This window comes from Martelella sp. AMO21009 (genome assembly GCF_053484295.1).
This window is the reverse complement of record NZ_JBAKFR010000001.1, coordinates 65,865-86,203: the sequence shown is the minus strand read 5'-3', so window position 1 is coordinate 86,203 and position 20,339 is coordinate 65,865. Positions and strand designations below refer to the sequence as shown.

At 65.1% G+C, this 20,339-nt stretch carries 19 protein-coding genes; 10 read left to right on the top strand and 9 right to left on the bottom strand.

All coding sequences use genetic code 11. The features are described from left to right. The first annotated feature begins 64 nt into the window (after window positions 1–64). Genes V6766_RS00405 through V6766_RS00390 form a run of 4 tightly spaced genes read left to right on the top strand, consistent with a single transcriptional unit; the run spans window position 65 to window position 4,332 of the window. Entirely contained in the window at window positions 65–514 is a 450-nt protein-coding gene (locus tag V6766_RS00405) for a tripartite tricarboxylate transporter TctB family protein (RefSeq protein ID WP_448462527.1), read from the top strand. Further along, a complete protein-coding gene (locus tag V6766_RS00400; RefSeq protein WP_448462525.1) occupies window positions 511–2,076 on the top strand; it encodes a tripartite tricarboxylate transporter permease in 1,566 nt (521 codons plus the stop codon). The genes V6766_RS00405 and V6766_RS00400 overlap by 4 nt, the downstream gene beginning before the upstream one ends. Then, on the top strand, window positions 2,073–3,023 hold the full coding sequence (locus V6766_RS00395; RefSeq protein WP_448462523.1) for a tripartite tricarboxylate transporter substrate binding protein: 951 nt from the start codon (window positions 2,073–2,075) through the stop codon (window positions 3,021–3,023). Before V6766_RS00400 ends, V6766_RS00395 begins: the two co-directional genes overlap by 4 nt. A gap of 55 nt (window positions 3,024–3,078) precedes the next feature. After that, entirely contained in the window at window positions 3,079–4,332 is a 1,254-nt protein-coding gene (locus tag V6766_RS00390; RefSeq protein ID WP_448462521.1) for a CaiB/BaiF CoA transferase family protein, read from the top strand. A gap of 52 nt (window positions 4,333–4,384) precedes the next feature. Here V6766_RS00390 and V6766_RS00385 read toward each other — a convergent pair whose 3' ends face one another. The 6 genes from V6766_RS00385 to pdxR form a co-directional block, all read right to left on the bottom strand. Next, the gene (locus V6766_RS00385; protein WP_448462519.1) at window positions 4,385–5,587 is read right to left on the bottom strand and encodes an acyl-CoA dehydrogenase; all 1,203 of its coding nucleotides are present in this window, start codon (window positions 5,585–5,587) and stop codon (window positions 4,385–4,387) included. A 1-nt stretch (window position 5,588) separates the two neighbouring features. After that, window positions 5,589–7,556, bottom strand: a complete 1,968-nt coding sequence (locus tag V6766_RS00380) for a 3-hydroxyacyl-CoA dehydrogenase NAD-binding domain-containing protein (protein WP_448462517.1) — start codon at window positions 7,554–7,556, stop codon at window positions 5,589–5,591. A 45-nt stretch (window positions 7,557–7,601) separates the two neighbouring features. Continuing rightward, window positions 7,602–8,663 (bottom strand): acyl-CoA dehydrogenase family protein, encoded by a 1,062-nt coding sequence (locus V6766_RS00375; RefSeq protein ID WP_448462515.1) that lies wholly within the window; start codon window positions 8,661–8,663, stop codon window positions 7,602–7,604. A gap of 7 nt (window positions 8,664–8,670) precedes the next feature. Continuing rightward, window positions 8,671–9,867, bottom strand: coding sequence for an acyl-CoA dehydrogenase family protein (locus tag V6766_RS00370; RefSeq protein WP_448462513.1), 1,197 nt, complete (start codon window positions 9,865–9,867; stop codon window positions 8,671–8,673). A gap of 99 nt (window positions 9,868–9,966) precedes the next feature. Next, window positions 9,967–10,587 (bottom strand): TetR/AcrR family transcriptional regulator, encoded by a 621-nt coding sequence (locus tag V6766_RS00365; RefSeq protein WP_448462511.1) that lies wholly within the window; start codon window positions 10,585–10,587, stop codon window positions 9,967–9,969. A 101-nt stretch (window positions 10,588–10,688) separates the two neighbouring features. Further along, entirely contained in the window at window positions 10,689–12,104 is a 1,416-nt protein-coding gene (pdxR, locus tag V6766_RS00360; RefSeq protein ID WP_448462509.1) for a MocR-like pyridoxine biosynthesis transcription factor PdxR, read from the bottom strand. Between the two features lie 88 nt (window positions 12,105–12,192). Here pdxR and V6766_RS00355 point away from each other — a divergent pair, with 88 nt between their 5' ends. The 4 genes from V6766_RS00355 to V6766_RS00340 all read left to right on the top strand — a co-directional run bounded on the left by V6766_RS00355 (window position 12,193) and on the right by V6766_RS00340 (window position 15,514). Continuing rightward, a complete protein-coding gene (locus tag V6766_RS00355) occupies window positions 12,193–12,891 on the top strand; it encodes a glutamine amidotransferase (RefSeq protein ID WP_448462507.1) in 699 nt (232 codons plus the stop codon). Continuing rightward, the gene (locus V6766_RS00350) at window positions 12,888–13,568 is read left to right on the top strand and encodes an MOSC domain-containing protein (RefSeq protein ID WP_448462505.1); all 681 of its coding nucleotides are present in this window, start codon (window positions 12,888–12,890) and stop codon (window positions 13,566–13,568) included. The genes V6766_RS00355 and V6766_RS00350 overlap by 4 nt, the downstream gene beginning before the upstream one ends. Beyond that, entirely contained in the window at window positions 13,565–14,407 is an 843-nt protein-coding gene (gene pdxY / locus V6766_RS00345) for a pyridoxal kinase (RefSeq protein ID WP_448462502.1), read from the top strand. Before V6766_RS00350 ends, pdxY begins: the two co-directional genes overlap by 4 nt. Window positions 14,408–14,581: 174 nt before the next feature. Then, on the top strand, window positions 14,582–15,514 hold the full coding sequence (locus V6766_RS00340; RefSeq protein WP_448462500.1) for a LysR substrate-binding domain-containing protein: 933 nt from the start codon (window positions 14,582–14,584) through the stop codon (window positions 15,512–15,514). 47 nt (window positions 15,515–15,561) lie between these two features. On the opposite strand, the gene V6766_RS00335 is transcribed toward V6766_RS00340, so the two are convergent. The 3 genes from V6766_RS00335 to pdxA all read right to left on the bottom strand — a co-directional run bounded on the left by V6766_RS00335 (window position 15,562) and on the right by pdxA (window position 18,345). Then, entirely contained in the window at window positions 15,562–16,098 is a 537-nt protein-coding gene (locus V6766_RS00335) for a YbhB/YbcL family Raf kinase inhibitor-like protein (RefSeq protein ID WP_448462498.1), read from the bottom strand. Window positions 16,099–16,476: 378 nt separating this feature from the next. After that, window positions 16,477–17,361 (bottom strand): dihydrodipicolinate synthase family protein, encoded by an 885-nt coding sequence (locus tag V6766_RS00330; RefSeq protein WP_448462496.1) that lies wholly within the window; start codon window positions 17,359–17,361, stop codon window positions 16,477–16,479. A gap of 9 nt (window positions 17,362–17,370) precedes the next feature. Next, window positions 17,371–18,345, bottom strand: coding sequence for a 4-hydroxythreonine-4-phosphate dehydrogenase PdxA (gene pdxA, locus V6766_RS00325; protein WP_448462494.1), 975 nt, complete (start codon window positions 18,343–18,345; stop codon window positions 17,371–17,373). A 164-nt stretch (window positions 18,346–18,509) separates the two neighbouring features. Here pdxA and V6766_RS00320 point away from each other — a divergent pair, with 164 nt between their 5' ends. Next, on the top strand, window positions 18,510–19,571 hold the full coding sequence (locus V6766_RS00320; protein ID WP_448462492.1) for a four-carbon acid sugar kinase family protein: 1,062 nt from the start codon (window positions 18,510–18,512) through the stop codon (window positions 19,569–19,571). Continuing rightward, a complete protein-coding gene (locus V6766_RS00315; protein ID WP_448462490.1) occupies window positions 19,568–20,308 on the top strand; it encodes a FadR/GntR family transcriptional regulator in 741 nt (246 codons plus the stop codon). Before V6766_RS00320 ends, V6766_RS00315 begins: the two co-directional genes overlap by 4 nt. Window positions 20,309–20,339 lie beyond the last annotated feature (31 nt).

Sequence of the window (20,339 nt, the reverse complement as noted above, 5' to 3'; positions counted from 1 at the left end):
CCTCCCAAACTCCCGTAAAGGTAGCGGCAAAAGAACGCCGGAATAACCGGTTGGGAGGGAAAACATGAAAAAGGCAGAGCTGGTTTCCGGCTTCGTGCTGATGGCATTCGGTATTTTATTATGGCTTGTGCTGATCCCCTGGCAGATCGCCGAGGCGCCGGCGGCGATCATATCGCCGCGCATGATGCCGCGTCTGTGTGCGGCCATTCTTGTGGTGCTGAGCCTGGTGCTGATCGTCCAGTCGCTTCTGTCGCTGCGGCTGGAACGCGCTGACAGCGGACCGATCTTCAGCCGGAACGAGATCGTCGCCACGCTCGGCGTCTTCGCTCTCTCTACCGTCGCCACGCTGCTCTTCATCTACACCGGGCCGCTTCTGCCGGGGCTGATGATCATCATCCTGCCGATGCTGGCCTTGGGCGAGCGGCGGATCGCCATGCTCACCCTGCTGCCGGCCGGCCTCATGGGCGGGGCCTGGCTGCTGTTTTACGTCGTGCTGGGGACGAGCTTCCAATGATCGATACATTCTTCGCTCCGCTCGCCGCCGGTTTCGCATCGATCGCCAATTTCTGGACGCTGCTTTATGTCTGCTTCGGCGTGGCCGTGGGGTACGCGGTCGGCGCCATCCCCGGGCTCGGCAAGGGCACGGCCACGGCTATCCTGATCCCGGTGACCTTCTATCTGGAGCCCGTTTCGGCCATCGGCCTCCTGATCGGCATCGCCAAGGGCTCGACTGCCGGCAGTGCGATCTCCGCCATCCTCATGAACACGCCCGGCGAGCCGTCCTCGGCCGCCACGGCCTTCGATGGCTATCCGCTGGCTCAACAGGGCAAGGCCGGCAAGGCGTTGAAGATGGGGCTTTACGCCTCGGTGATCGGCGACCTGATCTCGACCCTCTGCCTGATCGCACTGGCCGCGCCGCTCGCCCAGTTCGCACTCGAGATCGGGCCGGTCGAACAGTTCGCAATCCTGCTCTTCTCCCTGACCTTCATCGGCGCGCTTGCCGGCAATTCACTGGTCAAGGGGCTGATCTCTGGCACGCTCGGCCTCCTGGTCGCCACGGTGGGCATGGAGATCGAAACCGCTGTGCCCCGCTTCACCTTCGGCCGGCTGGAACTGTTCGACGGCCTGTCGCTGATCCCCGTGGCCATCGGCATGATGGCGGTGTCGGAAATGATCCTGCAGATGGCGAACCACCGCGCCCTGGATCGCCAGGTGGCCGAAATCCGCGTCTCATCCGATCCGGACGACAGTCGGGTGACCGGTCAGGACTGGCGCCGCTGCCTGCCCGTGATCCTGCGCGGCACCGGAATCGGCGTCTTCGTCGGCATCCTGCCGGGCCTTGGCGCAAGCGTTGCCTCGTTCATGTCCTATGGCGCGACCGCGCGCATGTCGAAGACCCCGGAACACTTCGGCAAGGACGCAATCGAAGGCGTCGCGGCCTCCGAAAGCGCGGACAACGCGGTGGTGCCCTCCAGCTTCGTGCCGCTGTTCGCGCTCGGCATCCCCGGCTCGGTGATCGCGGCGATCCTGATATCCGCCTTCGTCATCCACGGGATCACGCCTGGTCCGCTGATGTTTGTGGAGGACGCGGAGATCGTCCAGGCCCTTTACGCGGCGATGATCGTGGCAAGCTTCGCCCTCTTGGCGATCGGCATTATCGGCCAGTCGTTCTTCGCCTGGGTGATCCGCTCGCCGATGCGGGTGATTGCGCCCGCGGTCCTGTTCTTCTGCATGATCGGAGCATTCATGCAGGGCGGCGGCCTGTTTGGCATCGGGGTGATGCTGGTCTTCGCGGTGTTCGGCGTCCTGGCGAAGAAACTCGACTTTTCCTTTGTCACCTTCCTGATCGGCTTCGTCATCGGGCCGTCGCTGGAACTGACCCTGCGCCAGACGATCCCGCTGCTTGATCGGGACGTCACCAACCTTGTGCAGCATCCGATTGCGGCCGTGTTCATCGGCCTCACCGTCGCGCTCATCGCGATCCTGGCGCTGGCCGAAATCCGGCGCCGCACCCGCGCGGCCCTCGCCCTGTCGCAAGGGACCGTCGCATTCAATGAAACCGGGAGGAACTCATGACAATACTGAAGAAACTCGCCGCCGCCGCGGCCTTTGCCGCGGCGAGCCTCGCCGCAGGGGCGGCGCTTGCGGCGGACTACCCCGAGAAAGCCATCACCGCGCTGATCGGCTACGAGGCCGGCGGCGGCACCGACACGATCGGCCGCGTCCTGTTCGAGGAGATGAAGGAGACCCTCGGCCAGCAGATCATCGTGGTGAACCTGCCCGGCGCCGCCAGCAGCGTCGCCGCGCTCAAGCTGAAGATGGCCAAGCCGGACGGCTACACCCTGATGCTGGCGCCATCAACCGCCGTTGCCACCAACCAGATCTGGAACCCGGCCGCGGATTACATGGTCGACGACTTCACCATGATCGGCTCGATCGCCGCCTATCAGCCGGCCTTCGCCGCGCCGATGGATCGCCCCTACGACACGTTCGACGAGTTCGTTGCCTTCGCCAAGGAAAACCCCGGCGCCAAGGTCGCGACGATCACGCCGGCTTCCAAGGTGCAGCTTGAGCTGGTCGCCAAGCAGGAGGGACTGGAGCTGAACTTCGTGCCGGTGAAAGGCGGCGCGGGCATGATCAGCGGGCTGCTCGGCGGCGATTTCGACATCGCCTATAGCGGCGGCGCGCACCAGAAATACCCCGACAAGATCAAGACCATCGCCTCGACCGGCGAGGAGCGTCTGGTGGCGAGCCCCGACATCAAGACGATGAACGAATATGGCTACATGTCGAGCTATGGCTCGAAACTGGTTCTCGTCGGCCCCGCCGGCATGCCGGACGACGTCGTCGCCACGCTCGAGAAGGCCCTGCTGGAAGCCGGCCGCACCGAAAGCGTTCGCCAGGTGATGGCCAATCTCGACTTCCCGCCCGTCGAAAAGGGCTCGGCCGAGCTCAGGGAAGAGGTCAAGGCGGCCTACGCCGCCGAGCTCAAGCTCAAGGAAGCCGTCGAGGCGCCCAACTGATCACCATGCCCGGGGCGCGATGGTCGCGTCCCGGAACTTTCAGGAGAATTATCCCGTGTTTGAGCCCCTTAAAGGCCTCCGCGTCATCGATACCAGCCACGTTCTCGCCGGCCCCTATGCCGGCTATCAACTGGCCCTTCTGGGGGCCGACGTCATCAAGATCGAAGTGCCGAACGTCGGCGACTGGACCCGCAAGGGCGGCCAGTTGCCCGAACTGAACGAAGCCGGCATGGGCCTGTCCTACATGACCCAGAACGCCTCCAAACGTTCGCTGGCGCTCGATATCAAGACGCCGGAGGGGCGCGATATCCTCAAGCGCCTGACGGCAAACGCCGACGTCTTCATCGAGAACATGCGGCCCGGCACGATGACCCGCAACGGGCTCGGCTATGAGGATATGAAGGCGGTGAAGCCCGACCTGATCTATTGCTCGATCTCGGCCTTCGGCCAGGACGGCCCCTATAGCCGGCGCGGCGCCTATGACCATGTCATCCAGGGCATGTGCGGCATCATGGGCACGACCGGAACAAGGGAAAGCGGACCGACAAAGGTCGGCGCGCCCTATGTCGATTTCGCCACCGGGCTCAACGCGGCCTATGCCATCTCCGCTGCCCTGCATCAAAGGCGCGCAACCGGCGAAGGCGTGCATCTCGACGTCGCCATGCTCGACACCTCGATGATGCTGATGGCCTCGCTGCTGACCAGCCATCTCAGCTCCGGCTGGAAGCCCGAACCCGCGGGCAACGAGGCCTGGAGCCGAAGCCCGACATCGGGCTGCTTCCAGACGGCCGATGGCTTGCTGATGGTGGCGGCAAACAATACCCGCCAGATCATACCGCTGCTCGAAACGCTGGGCCTGAACGAACTGGCCGAAGAGGCGCGGCGCGACCCGACGGCTGTCAGGGACGCGGTGAACGGACTGCGCCCCGCCCTCGAAGCCGCCCTTCTCGCCCGATCGGCCGACGAATGGGAGGAAGACCTGAACGCCGTCGGCGTTCCCGCAGGGAGGGTGCGCGATCTCGCCGAAATGCTGGCCGAGGAACACGCCGCTGCCCGAAAGCTCACCACGCCGATGGAAGCAGTGCCCGGCACCACCGTCCATGTCCCGACGGCCGGCTTCAAGGCCAACGGCGCCGCGATCGCCCCGACCACCCCGCCCCCGCGCCTCGGCGAGCACTCGCGCGAAGTGCTGGGCGACCTTGGTCTGACGGACGAGGAGATCGACGCCCTTGTCTCCGACAACATCGTGGGAACGGCAGATGAGACCGGCGGGCGGGCAGCGGCTGGCGCCGCCTTTGCCCGATTATGAGGGCAGCGCCCTTCGATTGTTGGCCGCGGCCAAAGCCGCGGCCCCTCTCACCCTAGAAAAACGCCTGCAGGCCTGTCTGGGCGCGGCCCAGGATCAGGGCGTGGACATCATGCGTGCCTTCATAGGTGTTGACGGTTTCGAGGTTGGCCATGTGGCGGAAGACCTGGAACTCCTCCGAGATGCCGTTGCCGCCATGCATGTCGCGGGCAGTGCGCGCGATATCCAGCGCCTTGCCGCAATTGTTGCGCTTGATCAGCGAGATCATCTCCGGCGCGGCATCGCCCTCCTCCAGCAGCCGGCCGACCCGGAGAGCGGCCTGTAGGCCGAGCGTGATCTCGGTCTGCATGTCCGCCAGCTTTTTCTGGAAGAGCTGGGTCTGGGCGAGCGGCCTGCCGAACTGCTTACGGTCAAGGCCATATCGCCGCGCGGCATGCCAGCAAAACTCGGCCGCCCCCATCGCGCCCCACGCAATACCGTAGCGGGCGCGATTGAGGCAGCCAAAGGGACCCTTGAGCCCCTCGACATTCGGCAGCAGCGCATCCTCGCCGACCTCGACGCCGTCCATCACGATTTCGCCGGTCACCGACGCGCGCAGGCTGAGCTTGCCGCCGATCTTGGGCGCGCTGAGACCCTTCATGCCCTTTTCCAGCACAAAGCCGCGGATCTTGCCGCCATGGGCTTCCGACTTTGCCCAGACGACGAAGACATCGGCGATCGGCGCGTTGGAGATCCACATCTTCGCGCCGTTCAGCACATAGCCGCCATCGGTCTTGCGCGCCGTGGTCTTCATCCCGCCTGGATCCGACCCGGCATCGGGTTCGGTCAGTCCGAAACAGCCGATCCATTCGCCCGAAGCCAGCCTGGGCAGATACTTGTTGCGCTGTTCTTCCGAGCCGTAGGCATAGATCGGATACATGACCAATGAGGATTGCACGCTCATCATCGAGCGATAGCCGGAATCGACCCGCTCGATCTCGCGGGCGATCAGGCCATAGGCCACGTAACCGGCACCCGCGCCGCCATATTGCTCCGGCAGGGTCACGCCGAGCAGCCCCATCTCGCCCATCTCGGCAAAAATCGACGGGTCGACCGTTTCATTCGCGTAAGCCGAGATCACCCGGCTCTGAAGCCTGTCCTGGGCGAAGGCATTGGCCCCGTCGCGCAGCATGCGCTCCTCATCGCTCAACTGGTTTTCCAGCAGAAACGGATCGTCCCAGACAAATCGGCCAAGTTCCGGCCCGTGCGCATCACCCATGTTACACCTTCTTCTTTTCCTGCGCTTTCCCGCGCAAATGATCGTCCCAGTACATCGGCCCGCCGAGATCGCGGGGGAAGCCATAGCCGTGCGTCCACACGACGTCGATATCGGAACTGCGCGCCGCAATGCCCTCGTCGAGAATGCGTCGCCCTTCCGAGATCATCGGACCATGCGTGCGTTCGATAATTTCCGCATCGCGGACCACCCGGCGCTGAATGCCGGCCTTTTCGGCGATCTCCGCGATGATGGCATCCACCTCCGGATCAGGCTGCGGCCTGCGGCTGTCGTCATAAAGATACCAGCCCTTGCCGGCCTTCTGGCCAAAACGGCCAAGCTCGCAAAGCCGGTCGGGCAGCGCATCGGTCCTGCCCAGCGCCTTGCGGTTTCGCCAGCCGATATCGAGCCCGGCGAGATCCTGCATCTGGCAGGGCCCCATCGGCCAGCCGAAGGCCCGGAAGGCGGCATCGATCTGACCGGGCGTCGCGCCCTCCAGCAGCAATTGCGATAGCTCGGCGTTGCGGGCCTGCAGCATGCGGTTGCCGACAAAGCCGTGACAGACGCCGACCACCACCGGCTGCTTGCCGAGACGCCGCGCGAGTTTGAGCGCCGTCGCCACGACCTCGGGCGATGTCTGCGCACCGCGCACGATCTCCAGCAACGTCATCACATTGGCAGGCGAGAAGAAATGCAGACCGAGCACATCGGTGGGCCGCGTGGTCGAGCGCGCGATTGCGTTCACATCCAGATAGGAAGTGTTGGTCGCGAGGATCGCGCCCCGCCGCGCGACGGCGTCGAGCTCGGCGAAAATGGCCTTCTTGACCGCCATATCCTCGAACGCCGCTTCGATGATCAGGTCCGCGGATGCCAGATCGGAAATCGCCACCGTGCCCGCAATCCGCGCCTTGCGCCTGCCGGCCTCCTCCGCGCTCAGCGACCCGCGCTTGACCGAGCGATCATAGGTCTGCGCGATGCGTTCCATGCCGCGCGCGAGCGCCGCTTCGTCGGTTTCGCGGACGATCACGTCGAAGCCGCTATTGGCGAACGCCATGGCGATCCCGCTACCCATCGTGCCCGCGCCGATCACGGCGACGGTCTGCACCGCGCGCGGCTCAGTCTCGTCAACATCGCCCGCAGGTTTCGCCGCCGTCCGCTCGGCGAAGAACAGGTGGCGCAGCGCGCCGAACCGGTCGCTCTGGGTTGCGGTTTCGAACAGACGCCGTTCCTCCGCCATCGCATCCTCGAAGGACAGCGTCAGCGCGTTGCGCACCGACTGTGCCGTAAGTTCGGGCGCGGATGAGCGCGCCTTGCGGCAAAGCTCGGCCGTCACGCTTTCCAGAGCCTCCGGATCACTGGCCGGCATTCCCTCGCCGCGGCGGCTCACCGGCGGCGGGATGTCGTCGGCATCGATTTTATCGGAGAGGAACCGGATCGCATTGGCGGTCAGGTCGTTGTCGAAGACCGCATCGACGAGGCCGATCGCCTGTGCCGCTTCCGCGCCCATCATCTCGCCGCTGCCGGCGAGTTTCAGCGTCGCCTCCGCACCGATCAGATAGGTCGTGCGCACCGTGCCCCCCGCGCCCGGCAACAGGCCGAGCTTCACCTCCGGCAGGCCGAGCCGCGCATCGCGGCTTGCGACGCGGAAGGTGCAGCCGAGCGCCAGTTCCAGCCCGCCGCCAAGCGCCGTTCCGTGCAGCGCGGCAACGCTCGCCTTGCCAAGCGCTTCGAGCTTGTCGATGACTTCGCGCAGCGTCGGCGGTCGGACCTCGCCCAGTTCCTCGATATCCGCTCCGGCAACGAATGTGCGCCCGGCGCAGGCCAGCACCACGCCCCTGACCGCGTCATCCCCCGCCGCCTCGTCCAGCCTTGTGTCAATCAGCTTGCGCAGCGCCTGCGACAGCGCGTTGACCGGCGGGCGGTCAATGGTGATGACCGCGATCCTGCCGAATTTTTCGATATCCACCTTCATCTCGCGCAGCCTCCCCTGCAAGTCCAGTTTTGTCCAATGATCCCGTCAGGCAAGCGCGACGCTGCGATCGCTTTCGAGCAACCGTTTCATGCAGCTTCGGCTGTCGCCGGCGCTGATCCGCAGGGCGGTCAGCCGACTGAAGATGCGGCCGGTCAGGCTCTCCTCGGCCATGCCGATGCCGCCATGAAGCTGGACGGCGCTCTCGCCGATCAGCTTTGCCGCTGTGTTCATCTTCAGCTTAACGGCATCGAGCGCCGTCGCCCGCTCATCGGCAGACGCGCCAAACATCCGGCCGCCGAAATCGAGCATCGCGCGCGCGGTCTCCAGCTCGACATACATGTCGACAGCGGCATGCTGCAGCGCCTGGAATCCCGCGAGTGGCTGGCCGAACTGACGCCGGTCGCGCAGATAGTCCACCGTCAGTTCCAGCAGCTTTTCCATGCCGCCCAGCATTTCGGCAGAGGTGATCAACTGGCCGAGCGCTTCCGCCTCGGCGATAAGCCGGGCGGCCTCGTCGCCCGCGGCCATCAGCGCCATTGTTGGCAGGGTCACGTCATCGAGCAAAAGATCGACATCAGCCGCCGGGCCGGCCGGCATATACGGGGTTATCAATGCGGGCGTGGCCTGAAGATCGAGCAGGAACAGCGCCGGGCGGCCCTCAAGCATGGCGCTGACGATCACGATGTCAGCGGCCGTTCCCGCCGGCACAACCATCTTGACGCCGCCAAGGACGAAACCGTCAGCCGTGCGCCGGGCGGCAACCGGTTTCAGGTCATGGAGCGCCAGCGTGGCGATGCGCGCGCCGCTGACGATCTCGCCGAGCAGGGCCGAGACCGGCGGACGGTCCGCCCATCGGGCAAGCAGGGGCATGGCAAGGGCTTCCGACGCCAAGAACGGCGTTGCGAGGCCCGCCTGCCCGAAGGCGCGCGCAAACACCATCAGCGCCTGCGGCCCGAGCTCCGCCCCACCGGCGCTTTCCGGGAGCGTAAGGCCGAGCATACCGAGTTCGGCGAGGCGCGGCCACAGCTCCGTCGGATCGGCGAGTTCCGACAATATGCCGGCCACGCTGTCCCACAGCATCCGTTCTTCGTCAGTCAGAGCTTCCATGTGCGCCTCACAGAGCCAGAATTGTCTTGGCGATGATGTTCTTCTGAATCTCGTTCGATCCGCCATAGATCGAGACCTTCCGGAAATTCAGATAATTGTTGAGTGCGGCTGCGGCCGCCAGGTCCTCCTCCGCCGCAAAATACGGGTCAGCCACATCGCCCGGCGCGCGCAGCGCTGCCACGCCCTCGAGTTCCATCAGCAGTTCCGAGGCGCGCTGCTGAAGCTGCGACCCGCGCAGTTTGAGGATAGATGATGCCGGGTCCGGCCGACCCTGGCTCTCTCCGGCGCGCGCCAATATCTGCATCTGGGCAACCTCCAGCGCCTTCAGTTCGATTTCCAGCTTGATCACCTCCGAGCGGAACAGCGGATCGTCCCAGACGCCGTTATCTTTCGCCCTGCGGCGGATCCGCGCCACGCGCTCTTTCGAGAGGCCGATCCGGGCAATGCCGGAGCGTTCGTTCGCCAGCAGGAACTTGGCATAATCCCAACCGCGATTTTCCTCGCCGACCAGATTTTCGGCCGGCACCCGCGCATCGGTGAAGAACACCTCGTTGACCTCGTGCCGGCCGTCCATGGTGATGATCGGCCGCATTTCCACGCCGGGCGTATCGAGATCGATAAGCAGGAAGGAAATCCCCTTCTGCTTCTTGGCCTCGAAATCCGTCCTGACAAGGCAGAAGATCCAGTTGGCGTACTGGCCGTAGCTCGTCCATGTCTTCTGGCCGTTGACGATATAGTCGTCTCCGTCGCGCACGGCCCTTGTCGTCAGCGAGGCGAGATCGGAGCCCGCATTGGGCTCAGAAAAGCCCTGGCACCACCAGTCATCGAGATTGGCGGCCCGCGGCAGGAATTTTTCCTTCTGTGCCTGATTGCCGAAAGCGGCAATCACTGGCCCGACCATGAAGCAGTTGAACTGCAAGGGCAACGGCACCGCGTTGAACTGCAGTTCCTCGATGAACAGATAGCGCTGGATCGGCGTCCAGTCCCTGCCGCCCCATTCGAGCGGCCAGTTCGGCACCGCCAGGCCGTGGGCGTTCAGAATACGTTGGGAGGTCACGAAATCCTGCTTTGCCAGCGGCTGGCCCGCGCTGACCTTGGCGCGGATTTCCGCGGGAATCTTCTCTTGAAAGAAATCCCGCATTTCTTCGCGAAACTGCTGATCTTCCTGCGAAAGATAACCGCCCGAGGGTCCGGTCTTTCCCATGTCGCGCCAATCCTCCAAAAGCCACGCCGTATTTAACTACCGTCTGGCCGGTAATAAAATATGCCCTGGCGGATGTCAATCCGTCTGCATGCGGGGACGCTATCGGGGCAGAGCGCCTGCCAGCAATATTTGCGCGTAGGATTCGGCGATTTCGGCGGCGGTAAGCCGCCCGTCGGGGCGATACCATCTGGCCATCCAGTTCAGCATGCCGAGCACGCCTCTGGCGAAGGTGGGGACATCGGAAACCGTGATCGCGCCCGCGTCGACGCCGGCCTCCACAACGCCCTCCAGAAGCTGGACATAGGCCTTGCGCATGGCGCGTTCGTCCGGGGTCAGGCTGGCGCGCTCGCCGCCGCCGCCACGGCCAAAGAAGCTCGCCCGATACCGTTCGCCATGCTCCGAGAAATACCGTGCATGGGCGGTCATGAAGGCGGTCAGCTTATCGGGATAGCTGTCGTGAGCGGCGATGGCGGCAACCGCGCCCGCATGCAGATCGCGAAGGGTATCCTTCAAGATCGCCTCGAAAAGCGCCTGTTTGGTCGGAAAATAGTGATAGAGACCGGCCTTGGTGACGCCCACGGCTGTCGCGACATCCTGCAGCGATGTGTTGTCGAAACCCTTTTCGGCAAACAACGCCGCCGCGGCGTCGCAAATCACGCGATAGGGGTCTTCCATGCTGGACGGGCGGCCCGGCCCGGACCTTGGCTTTTTGTTCTTCATGCCCAACGGTAGCCACTCCGGCCTGTTCGCACAAGCTGCACGATAGCGTCCGGAACGCCTATCCCGGGCTTGATCCGATCCGTGCTCCCGCCTGAACCGGATCAGTCAGGCAGGCTCCGGGCGAGAATTTCAACAGCGTGAACGATCTCCGCCTCGTCCAGCGCTGCATAGCCAAGGCGGAGCGCCTGCGGAGCGGCGCGATTCAGGGTGAAGCGGGTGGCCGGAAGAAGCGCGAGGCCGGCTTTTCCCGCGCGCATTGCCCAGACATCCGCGGAGACTTCTCCGCAACCGAGCCACAAGGCCAGCCCGCCCGCCGGCGTCTCGAAGGCGATCCGCTCGCCCAGATGCTCTCTCAAGGCTGCGGCCAGAACATCGCGGCGGGCGCGATAGATGCGCCGCGCCTTGCGCGCATGACGGCCGAGATCGCCGTCGCGGATCAGATCCGCAAGCGCGGCCTCAAGCGGCGCGTCGCCCTGCCGGTCGATTGCCGCGCGCGCCGCGGCCATGCCGGAGAGCAGCGGCTCCGGGGCCATGGCATAGCCGAGACGAATGCCGGGCGAGAGCAGCTTGGAAAGCGATCCCACGTAGATCAGCGGCAGGTCCGCGGGCGCACGTGCGGCGAGCGGCAGGACCGGGCGGCCTTCGAAGCGATATTCATGGTCATAGTCATCCTCGATCAAGGTGATGCCATGTCGCTCGACCACCTCCAGAAGCTGCAGGCGCCGCGCGGCCCCCATGGTCACCGTGGTCGGATACTGGTGATGGGGCGTGACATAGACGGCGGCGATGCGCGGATCGCTGGCGATCGTCTCCTCGAGAGCCGCGACCGACAGCCCGCCCGCATCGACCGGAACGCCCCGCACGGAAGCGCCCGCAGCCCGGAAGGCCTCCCAGGCCAGCGGATAGCCGGGTTCCTCCACGGCAATCACCTGGTCGGGCTTCACCGCCGCCTTTGCCGCCAGGAACAGTGCCATCTGGCTGCCGCGCGTGATCAGCAGCCGCGCCGGATCGGCGACCACGCCGCGATCCGAGGCGAGATAGGAGGAAAGCGCGTGACGCAGGACCGGCGTGCCGCGGGCATCGCCATAATCCACGCCGGCCCGGAAAGCCGGCGACAGCAATGCGCGGCGAAAGGCGCGCGCCAGCGCCTTGTCCGGCAGCAGTTTGGGATCGGGCGCGCCGTCGGTGAAAGCCAGCGGCGGACGGACGACCGGCGGTTCGGCAGGGGCAGGGATGTTACCGGGCGGCGCCATCTCGTCCGGAAGATCCTGCGCGACGAATGTGCCGCTTGCCGGTTCGGCTTTGAGCCAGCCCTGGGTCGTGAGTTCCTGATAGGCGGCATCGACCGTGTTGCGGTGAACGCCGAGTTCGCGCGCCAGCGCGCGCGTTCCCGGCAGGCGGCTTCCGGCTTTCAGGCGGCCGCGTAGAATGTCGCGGGTGATCGCCTCGGCAATCGCCAGGAACAGTGGTCCATGCGGGTTCTTCGCGATTTCCAGCGCGAGGGGATCAGGGGCCATGGCAACCGGCCTATCGCAATTTCAAAAACTGGCTCTTTTTCACAGGCCGGATATTCGCGAGACAGACATCAAAACGCAAGAGGTTCCGATGCCGAAATCCGCCCTGATCCTGCGCCACCTCGCCTTCGAGGACCTTGGCAGCTTTGGTCCCGTGCTTGAGAAAGAGGGCTACCGGCTCAACCATATCGAAGCGGGCGTCGATCCCTTGCCGGACCCGCTTGGCGCCGATCTTGTTGTCGTTCTCGGCGGCCCGATCGGGGTGAATGACACAGAGGCCTACCCCTCGATGGCGGCGGAGCGCGACTGGCTGGCACCACGCCTTGCCGCCCGCCGCCCCACCCTCGGCATCTGTCTCGGCGCGCAGCTCATGGCTTCCGCCCTTGGCGCGCGGGTCGCGCCGATGTCGCGCAAGGAAATCGGCTTTTCCACCCTGACGCTGACAGAGGCCGGCAAAGGTGGCCCGCTCGGCCACCTTGCGGACACGCCCGTTCTCCACTGGCATGGCGAGGCATTCGAAACGCCCGTCGGGGCGGAGAACCTGGCGGCGACCTCCGCCTGCGCCACCCAGGCCTTTGCCATGGGACCGGCCATATTGGGGCTGCAATTCCACGCCGAGGCTGGCGAACTGCCGGCCTTCGAGCGCTGGCTGATCGGCCACAGCGTGGAACTGGCCGGCGCCGGCGTCGACCCGGCCGGCCTGCGCCGCGATGGGCTGGCGCATGGGCCAGCGCTGCGACGCGCCGGCCAATCCATGCTCCGGGCCTGGCTGCGGGGCCTGCCTGCATGACGGCGATTACCCTTTTGACCGGCCGTGCCAGGCCGCTACCGGGAAGCGACGCGCTGAGCGGCATCGGAAAGAAACCGGCGGATGGGCCACTTCGGCTCGGCCCCGAAGGATTCGAAGGCGATGAACAGGCGGACCGGCGCGTCCATGGCGGCGTCGAAAAGGCGGTGCATCACTATCCGCTCGATCATTACACGCTCTGGCGCGAAGAGCTCGGCGAACGGCCGGCGCTTGGCGCTGCCGGCGGCTTCGGCGAGAACATCTCGGCGGCCGGCCTGACCGAGAATACCGTCGCCGTCGGCGACATCTTCCGGCTGGGCACGGCCCTGGTACAGGTCTCCCAGGGGCGGCAACCGTGCTGGAAACTCAACCATCGTTTTTGCGTCTCCGACATGGCCCGCCGCGTGCAGCAGACCGGCCGGACAGGCTGGTATTACCGGGTGCTGGAACAGGGTGTGGTGGCGACGGGCGACCGGCTCACGCTCGTCGACCGCATTGCGCCGGACTGGACCTTGCGCCGGCTGTGGCGCGCGCTCTATGTTGACCGGCTCAACCTCGGCGAGCTCGAGGGCATGGCCGCGCTTGACGTTCTGGCCGAGGGCTGGCGGAAATATGCGGTCCGGCGGCTTGCAAGCGGCCGGGTCGAGGACTGGCGCAACAGACTGGACGGCACTTCATGACCCCTCCCCCCTTTGTGATCTCGATCCAGAGCCAGGTCGTGTTCGGCCATGTCGGCAATTCTGCGGCGCTGTTTCCGATGCAGGCTGCGGGGCTGGAAGTGGCGGCGATCCCGACCGTGATCTTTTCCAACACGCCCGATTATCCGACGCTGCGCGGCCGGGCGCTGCCGCCGGAATTCTTCTCAGACCTGCTGCAGGGCGCGCGCGAACGCGGCTTGCCGGAACGCGCGGATTTCATACTGACGGGCTATATCGGCTCGCTCGACGTGGCGCTGATGGTGGCGGATTTCGTGGCCGAGGCGAAAGCCGTCAATCCGCGCCTCACTTACGTCTGCGACCCGGTGATGGGCGATGCCGGCCCGGGCCTCTATGTGCCGGAAGCCATCGCCGACGTCATGCGCGACCGATTGTTGCCCATGGCCGATATCGCGACGCCGAACCCGTTCGAACTTGCCTGGCTGACCGGGCGGAAGATCGCGACCCTGAAAGACCTGGAAACCGCAAAAACCTTTCTCCGCATCGCCCGCGGCGCACATCTGATCGCCACGGGCTGCGCGTTGGAAGACACCCCCGCCGGTCATATCGAAAGCGTCATTCTCAGCGATGACGGCCTCAGCCGTCATCCGGTGGAGCACCTGCCGGTCGCGCTGCCGGGAACGGGCGACCTGTTCGCCGGGCTGATCGTCGCGGGTTTGGCACGCGGGCACACCCTGCCGCGTACGGTGGAGATCGCCCAGCGCCTGACGTCGCGCGCGTTGAACCACGCCCGCACCCTCGGCGCCGGAGAAGTGGTGCTCAGCGAACCGGAATTCCGCCGCGCTCTGCTGACGCTTGATTGACGCACGCGGCCTGAGAAGTATTGCGAGCCGGTTGAGAAGATTTCATGCGCCGGGATGGGGCGACGACCGCAAGTCTTTGCCAAATATAGCTGCTCCAATAATATCGAAGCGCATCATGCCTCCAGTCGTCGCCTATTCCCGCGAAGGCTGCGGGGCGCGGCGCTGGAACAGGACTTGGAGACAGGAATTTTGGAAAGTCACCGGATCGAGCCGAACCGGCTCACAGTGCCCTTGAATGCGCTGCGGGCCTTCGAGGTTGCCGCGCGTCATATGTCGATCAAGGACGCCGCCGAGGAAATCGGCGTGACGCCCTCGGCCGTCAGCCATCAGCTTCGCGTTCTCGAGGACATGCTGGGGGTCGAACTCATGCGCCGCGTCGGCGCGCGGCTTGAGCTGACGGAAACCGGGCGACAGCTTTCCCCTGATCTGACAATCGGCTTCACGCGGATTGCAGAGGCGGTCGGAGCCCTGAAGAAGGAGCGCAAGCTTGGCCCGCTGCGCCTGTCCATGCTGCCGACATTCGCGGTCCACTGGCTGTCGCCGCGAATGGTCTCCTATCCGTTCGCGCGATCGGGGTTCGAACTGCTGATTTCTACCAGCCAGACCGTTGTCGATCTCGGCGCCGGCGTTGCGGATGCCGCCGTGCGCCACGGTTCCGGGCAATGGGCGGGCGTGCTCTGCGAACACCTGTTTGATGAACACCTGACCCTGCTCGGCCGTCCGGCGGACTGGCCGGCGCGCGGCGAAGCTGAAATCCGCAAGGCCATCGCCGAAACCAACCTGTTTCTTTCCCAGCACCGTCGCGACGATTTCCGGCGTTGGAATGACACCCTGCCCGGCGGCCCCGTCAAGCCGGCGGCGATCACGATCGTCGATTCCTCCGGCCTCGGCCTCAAGGCGGCGATCGATGGCGCCGGCTTCACATTCGCCGGCGTCGAGATTGCGGCCTGCGATATAGCCGCCGCCCGGCTCGCCCGGATCATGACCCATCAGGTTCCGGCGAATGGCGGCTATTATCTGTGCTATCCGCCCGCCCTTGAGCGCGACCGCCGCATCAGAAATCTCCGGGCCTGGATGCTTGCCGAGGCAGCAGCCGGAACGCCATGAAACCGGGCATGCTTCAGGCAGTCCGGCTTTACCCGGCAACGTCCTCGTCAGCGTCCGAACAGCCCCGTCACATGTGCCTTGGCAAGCGTATGGCTGTTGATCATGTATCCCGCCATCGCGCCCGATGACATATCGTCGAGCGGCAGGCTGTCGACATCGAGCGCATAAACGGTGATGACGTAACGATGAGGCGCAGCGCCGGCCGGGGGACAGGGACCGCCATAGCCGGCCATGCCGAAATCCGTTCTTGTGGCAAGCGCCTTTCCCGGCTGAACGCCTTCGGCAAGCGCCGTCACATCGGCCGGTATATTGACCAGCACCCAGTGCCACCAGCCGCTTCCGGTCGGCGCATCCGGATCGAACATGGTGATGGCAAAGCTCCTGGTTTCCCGGGGCGCATCCTTCCATTCAAGCGCCGGGGAAATGTTCTGGCCAAGACAACCCGATCCGCGCAGTGAATGGCGAACCGGAATCACATCGCCATCGTCAAAAGACGCGCTGGTCAGTTCCAGCGCCGATGCCGATGCGGGCAGCGCCGCAAGAACCGCGAGAACGACAAGCGCCCGGCCTCCTGCGACACGCATGGCCTTCCTGGCTTTGGGTAGCGTGACATGGCGCGCGCCGCGCCGTTTTGCCCCAAGCGGCGGCGCCGCCAGACGCGCCGCACAGGCCTCGCCATCGGCCTTTGTCTGGCGTGAGAATGCCTGAAGAGTGACGATTGGATACATTGAACACCGCGAGGTTGTTTCTGAACAACCCTAGAAAAGCCACCGGCGAGCGGCCAACGCAATTGAGCGCTCCTCATGCCGACCGGAGGGATGCTCATTCGACAAGACCAGTCGCCGGGCGGGCGCTCCCGGAACGACGCCGGACATGACTGATGTCGATGATCCATGCACAGTGTCGTCTCGACCAACGGATCGCGGATTTCGCGGTTGTCCAGAGGCATTCCGCCCTGTGTTCTAAAGGCCGTACCTTGAAAGTATCGCCTCGATCGCCCGGTCCTGTTCCGGGTCCGGCAGAAGGGCCGGCTGGCGGGAGAGGCCGACGGAGGGGTCGCGCAGGTAGAGCGCCCGCTTCACCACGGCCGGCGGATAGCCGAGCTTGTAGAGATCGGTGCGGAAGGCGGCGTAGGTTTCCTGCACCTTCGCCGCCCCCGCCTCGTCGCCCGCGTTGACGCATGACACGATCCTGGCCAGCACCTCGGGCATGACGTTGCCAAGGCCGGAGATGCAGCCCTTGGCGCCGTTGGTCAGCGCCCAGTACACCAACTGGTCGGGGCCGGAATAGACATCGAAACCCGCGACCGAGCGGCCGACCTCCATATAGGCTTCCAGCGTGTCCTGCGCGCCGCCGGAATCCTTGATGCCGGCAATATTGCCGTGGGCGGCCAGCCTGCGCGCCGTCTCGGGCTCGATATGGTTCTGGGTGCGCGCCGGAATGTCGTAGAGATAGATCGGCGTTTCGACGTCATCGGCGACCGTGGTGAAATGGCGCTCGAGACCATCCTGCGTGCAGGCGATGAAGAATGGCGTGATGACGGCGATGCCATCGACGCCGATGCGGTCGAACTCGCGGGCGAGCATCACCGTCTCGAAGGTCGCGGGCATGCCGGCATTGACGATGACGCGGGCGCGGCCGGCGACCTCATCGACCACCTCGCCGCAAAGCCGCACCTTTTCGTCAAAGGTCAGGGCGGAGAAATCGCCGTTGGTGCCGGCGCACATGATGTTGTTGCCGGCCGAAACCTGCCGGCGCACCTGCGCGCGCGTCGCCGCGTAGTTGATGGTTTCGTCGTCGTTGAAACACGTGACCAGCGCGACGAACGCTTCCTTCTTGTCGGTCATTCTTCCCCCTCAGCCGCGCGCGGCGGCGCCCATTTTCGCGGCATAATCCAGTGCCGCCAGCATATTGACGTGATTGGCCTTGCCCGTTCCGGCAATATCAAAGGCCGTGCCGTGATCGACCGAGCAGCGATCGATCGGCAGGCCGAGCGACACATTGACGGCGGTATCGAAGGCGACGAGCTTGATCGGGATATGGCCCTGATCGTGATACTGGGCGACGACCAGATCGAAGGCGCCGTTGTAGGCACGGTGATAGACCGTATCGGCCGAGATCGGCCCTTCCACATTGATGCCCTCGGCCTTAGCCGCCGCCACGGCCGGCGCGATCGCCTCGTCATCTTCCCGGCCGAAAAGCCCGCTCTCGCCGCAATGCGGATTGATGCCCGCCACCGCGATGCGCGGCGCTTCGAGCCCCATGCGCTTCATATGCCTGTGACCGGTGCGAATGGTTTCGAGAACCCGCTCCGTCGTCGCCCGCCCGATCGCGTCCTTGAGCGAGACATGGGTCGAGACATGCACGACGTTTAGCCGCTCGGAGGCGAGCAGCATCCATGAGGACTTCGATCCCGTCAGATGCGCCAGCATGCCGGTATGGCCATCATAGTGATGCCCGGCCGCGTTCAGCGCTTCCTTGTTGATCGGAGCCGTGACGATTGAGGCGGCATCGCCGCCCATCGCCAGCTCTACCGCGCGGGCGATATAGCGATAGGAGGCCTCGCCGCAGGCCGGGCTCAGGACGCCGAACCTGTCCGGCAAACCATCGACGGCGATATGATCGACGCGAATACCGTCGCCGGCCTCATCCGGCGCGATAACCGGAAGATCGACACCGGACACCTTTGCGGCGCGGGCGACTGTAGCCCGGTCCCCGATGACGCGGACCTGACGACGCAGGGCGGCATCGCGCGCGGCAAGCGCCTTCACGGTCACTTCCGCGCCCACTCCGGACGGATCCCCCATGGTGATGACGATTGACTGTTTCATGAAGGCCTCCCGAGAACGACGCGTCGCCGACATTTAACTTATAGGTAAACAGGTTTCAATAACCAACGCATAAATTAATGAAGAACGCCATTTCACCTTGAAATTTATCTTCTTTTTATCGCAAGATCGAGCCGTAACAATAATGACAACCTCAGGAGACAATCGTGCCGCCGGATGTTCTGATCATAGCCGATGACCTGACGGGCGCGCTCGATTCGAGCGTCGCCTTTGCGGGACCGGGGCGATCCGTGCTGGTGGCGCGCAGTTCGGACGCCATTCCAGCGCTTCTGAAGCAATCGCCGGATGTGATCGCCGTCAACACGGCAAGCAGGGAATGCGACGCGGAGGAAGCGGCAGAACGGGTGGCTGCGGCCCTCGGCCGCCTGCCGGTGGCCGATGTTCCGGTCATCATGAAGAAGGTCGACTCGCGGCTCAAGGGCAATATCGCCGCCGAAATGGCCGTGCTGCAGGCCGCCCTCGGCGCGCGCGCCATCGTTGCGGCTCCGGCGATCCCGACGATGGGCCGCCGCGTAACGGGTGGCACGCTGAGCGGTGACGGCATTGCCGCACCGATCGACGTGGCCTCCCGCATCGGCGTTTCGGCCAAAATTCCGGATGCCGAAAGCGACCGCGACATGGATAACCTTGTCGGTTCCGCCGGTTCCGGCGTGCTCTGGGTTGGCGCCCGCGGCCTTGCCTTTGCGCTGGCGCGCACCGCCGGGCATGCCGAAACACAGCCTTTCCGGCTCGCGCCGCCGCTGATGATTATCAACGGATCGCGCGACCCGATCACGGTGGCGCAGATCGAGCGCCTGCGGGCGCTGACGCCGCTGGTCGATGCGCCCGATGGCGCGGTTCCGGCGATGACAGAGGCTGAACTGCCGCTCGTGCTATCCATCTGTGACGGCGGCGGCGGCCTTGCCGGCGAAGCGGCCGGCGCCCGCTTCTGCGATGGCGCGAGCCGCCTGCTCAACGCGCTCTGGCCACAGTCTCTGCTGGTGGCGGGCGGCGAGAGCTGCAACGGCATTCTGGACCGCCTCGGCATCCGAAGTTTACAAGTGGCCGCCGAATTGCGGCCCGGTCTGCCGATCAGCCATGCCGCCGCACCTTGGGGAAATTTACAACTCGTGACAAAATCGGGCGGTTTTGGTACGCCGTCGCTTCTCGCCGAGCTCTTTGTCGAGGCAAAGGCGGAGAGCGGCGATGACGAAAAGGACATGCGATGACCGACAATCTGAACCAGGACGCGGATCGCGGCACCGCGCAACGGCGCACCTCGCTGTCAGACAAGGTCTATGAGGCGTTGCGCGGGCGGATCATGCGCGGTGATTACGGCGCCAATGAAAAACTGCCGGCGGAAAAGGATTTGTCGGTCAAGTTCGGCGTATCGCGCCCGGTGCTGCGCGTGGCGCTGGAGCGGCTGCGAGACGAGCGGCTGATCTATTCGCGCCAGGGCGCCGGCAATTTCGTGCGGATCAAGCGCGAAACGGCGCTCGGCTACACCCCCGTCGAAACCATCGCCGATATCCAGCGCTGTTACGAATTCCGCCTTACCGTCGAGACCGATGCTGCCGCCCTTGCGGCGCTTAGGCGTAACGAGGCCGCACTCGCCGAAATGGAACGGGCGCTGCACCTGCTGTCGGATGCGACCGGCCAGCAGCTTCACCGCGAGGATGCCGATTTCGCCTTTCACCAGTCGGTCGCCCAGGCTACCAACAACCAGTATTACGGCGAAACGCTGAAGGCGCTGCGCGACCATATCTATGTCGGCATGAAGCTCCACGGCGAGACGCTGATGTCCGATGGCGCCTGGGCGCTGGAGGAGGTGCTGGCCGAACACAAGGCGATCTACACCGCCATCAGGGAACGTGCGCCGGATGCCGCCCGCGCCGCCATGCGCGCCCATATCGAGCACTCGCGCGAGCGGCTTTTCGGCGGCGGCCTGTTCGATCTCTCCCTCTGAAAAACGGGATGGAGGCGGCGACGACAGCCGC

Coding starts and splice junctions, on each gene's coding strand:
- pdxR (WP_448462509.1), bottom strand. CDS start 12,104: ATGGCCCCTGATCCCCTCGCGCTGGAAATCGCGAAGAACCCGCATGGA.
- V6766_RS00395 (WP_448462523.1), top strand. CDS start 2,073: ATGACAATACTGAAGAAACTCGCCGCCGCCGCGGCCTTTGCCGCGGCG.
- V6766_RS00375 (WP_448462515.1), bottom strand. CDS start 8,663: ATGGAAGCTCTGACTGACGAAGAACGGATGCTGTGGGACAGCGTGGCC.
- pdxA (WP_448462494.1), bottom strand. CDS start 18,345: ATGAAACAGTCAATCGTCATCACCATGGGGGATCCGTCCGGAGTGGGC.
- V6766_RS00405 (WP_448462527.1), top strand. CDS start 65: ATGAAAAAGGCAGAGCTGGTTTCCGGCTTCGTGCTGATGGCATTCGGT.
- V6766_RS00335 (WP_448462498.1), bottom strand. CDS start 16,098: ATGCGTGTCGCAGGAGGCCGGGCGCTTGTCGTTCTCGCGGTTCTTGCG.
- V6766_RS00365 (WP_448462511.1), bottom strand. CDS start 10,587: ATGAAGAACAAAAAGCCAAGGTCCGGGCCGGGCCGCCCGTCCAGCATG.
- V6766_RS00355 (WP_448462507.1), top strand. CDS start 12,193: ATGCCGAAATCCGCCCTGATCCTGCGCCACCTCGCCTTCGAGGACCTT.
- V6766_RS00385 (WP_448462519.1), bottom strand. CDS start 5,587: ATGGGTGATGCGCACGGGCCGGAACTTGGCCGATTTGTCTGGGACGAT.
- V6766_RS00330 (WP_448462496.1), bottom strand. CDS start 17,361: ATGACCGACAAGAAGGAAGCGTTCGTCGCGCTGGTCACGTGTTTCAAC.
- V6766_RS00315 (WP_448462490.1), top strand. CDS start 19,568: ATGACCGACAATCTGAACCAGGACGCGGATCGCGGCACCGCGCAACGG.
- V6766_RS00380 (WP_448462517.1), bottom strand. CDS start 7,556: ATGAAGGTGGATATCGAAAAATTCGGCAGGATCGCGGTCATCACCATT.
- V6766_RS00350 (WP_448462505.1), top strand. CDS start 12,888: ATGACGGCGATTACCCTTTTGACCGGCCGTGCCAGGCCGCTACCGGGA.
- pdxY (WP_448462502.1), top strand. CDS start 13,565: ATGACCCCTCCCCCCTTTGTGATCTCGATCCAGAGCCAGGTCGTGTTC.
- V6766_RS00400 (WP_448462525.1), top strand. CDS start 511: ATGATCGATACATTCTTCGCTCCGCTCGCCGCCGGTTTCGCATCGATC.
- V6766_RS00370 (WP_448462513.1), bottom strand. CDS start 9,867: ATGGGAAAGACCGGACCCTCGGGCGGTTATCTTTCGCAGGAAGATCAG.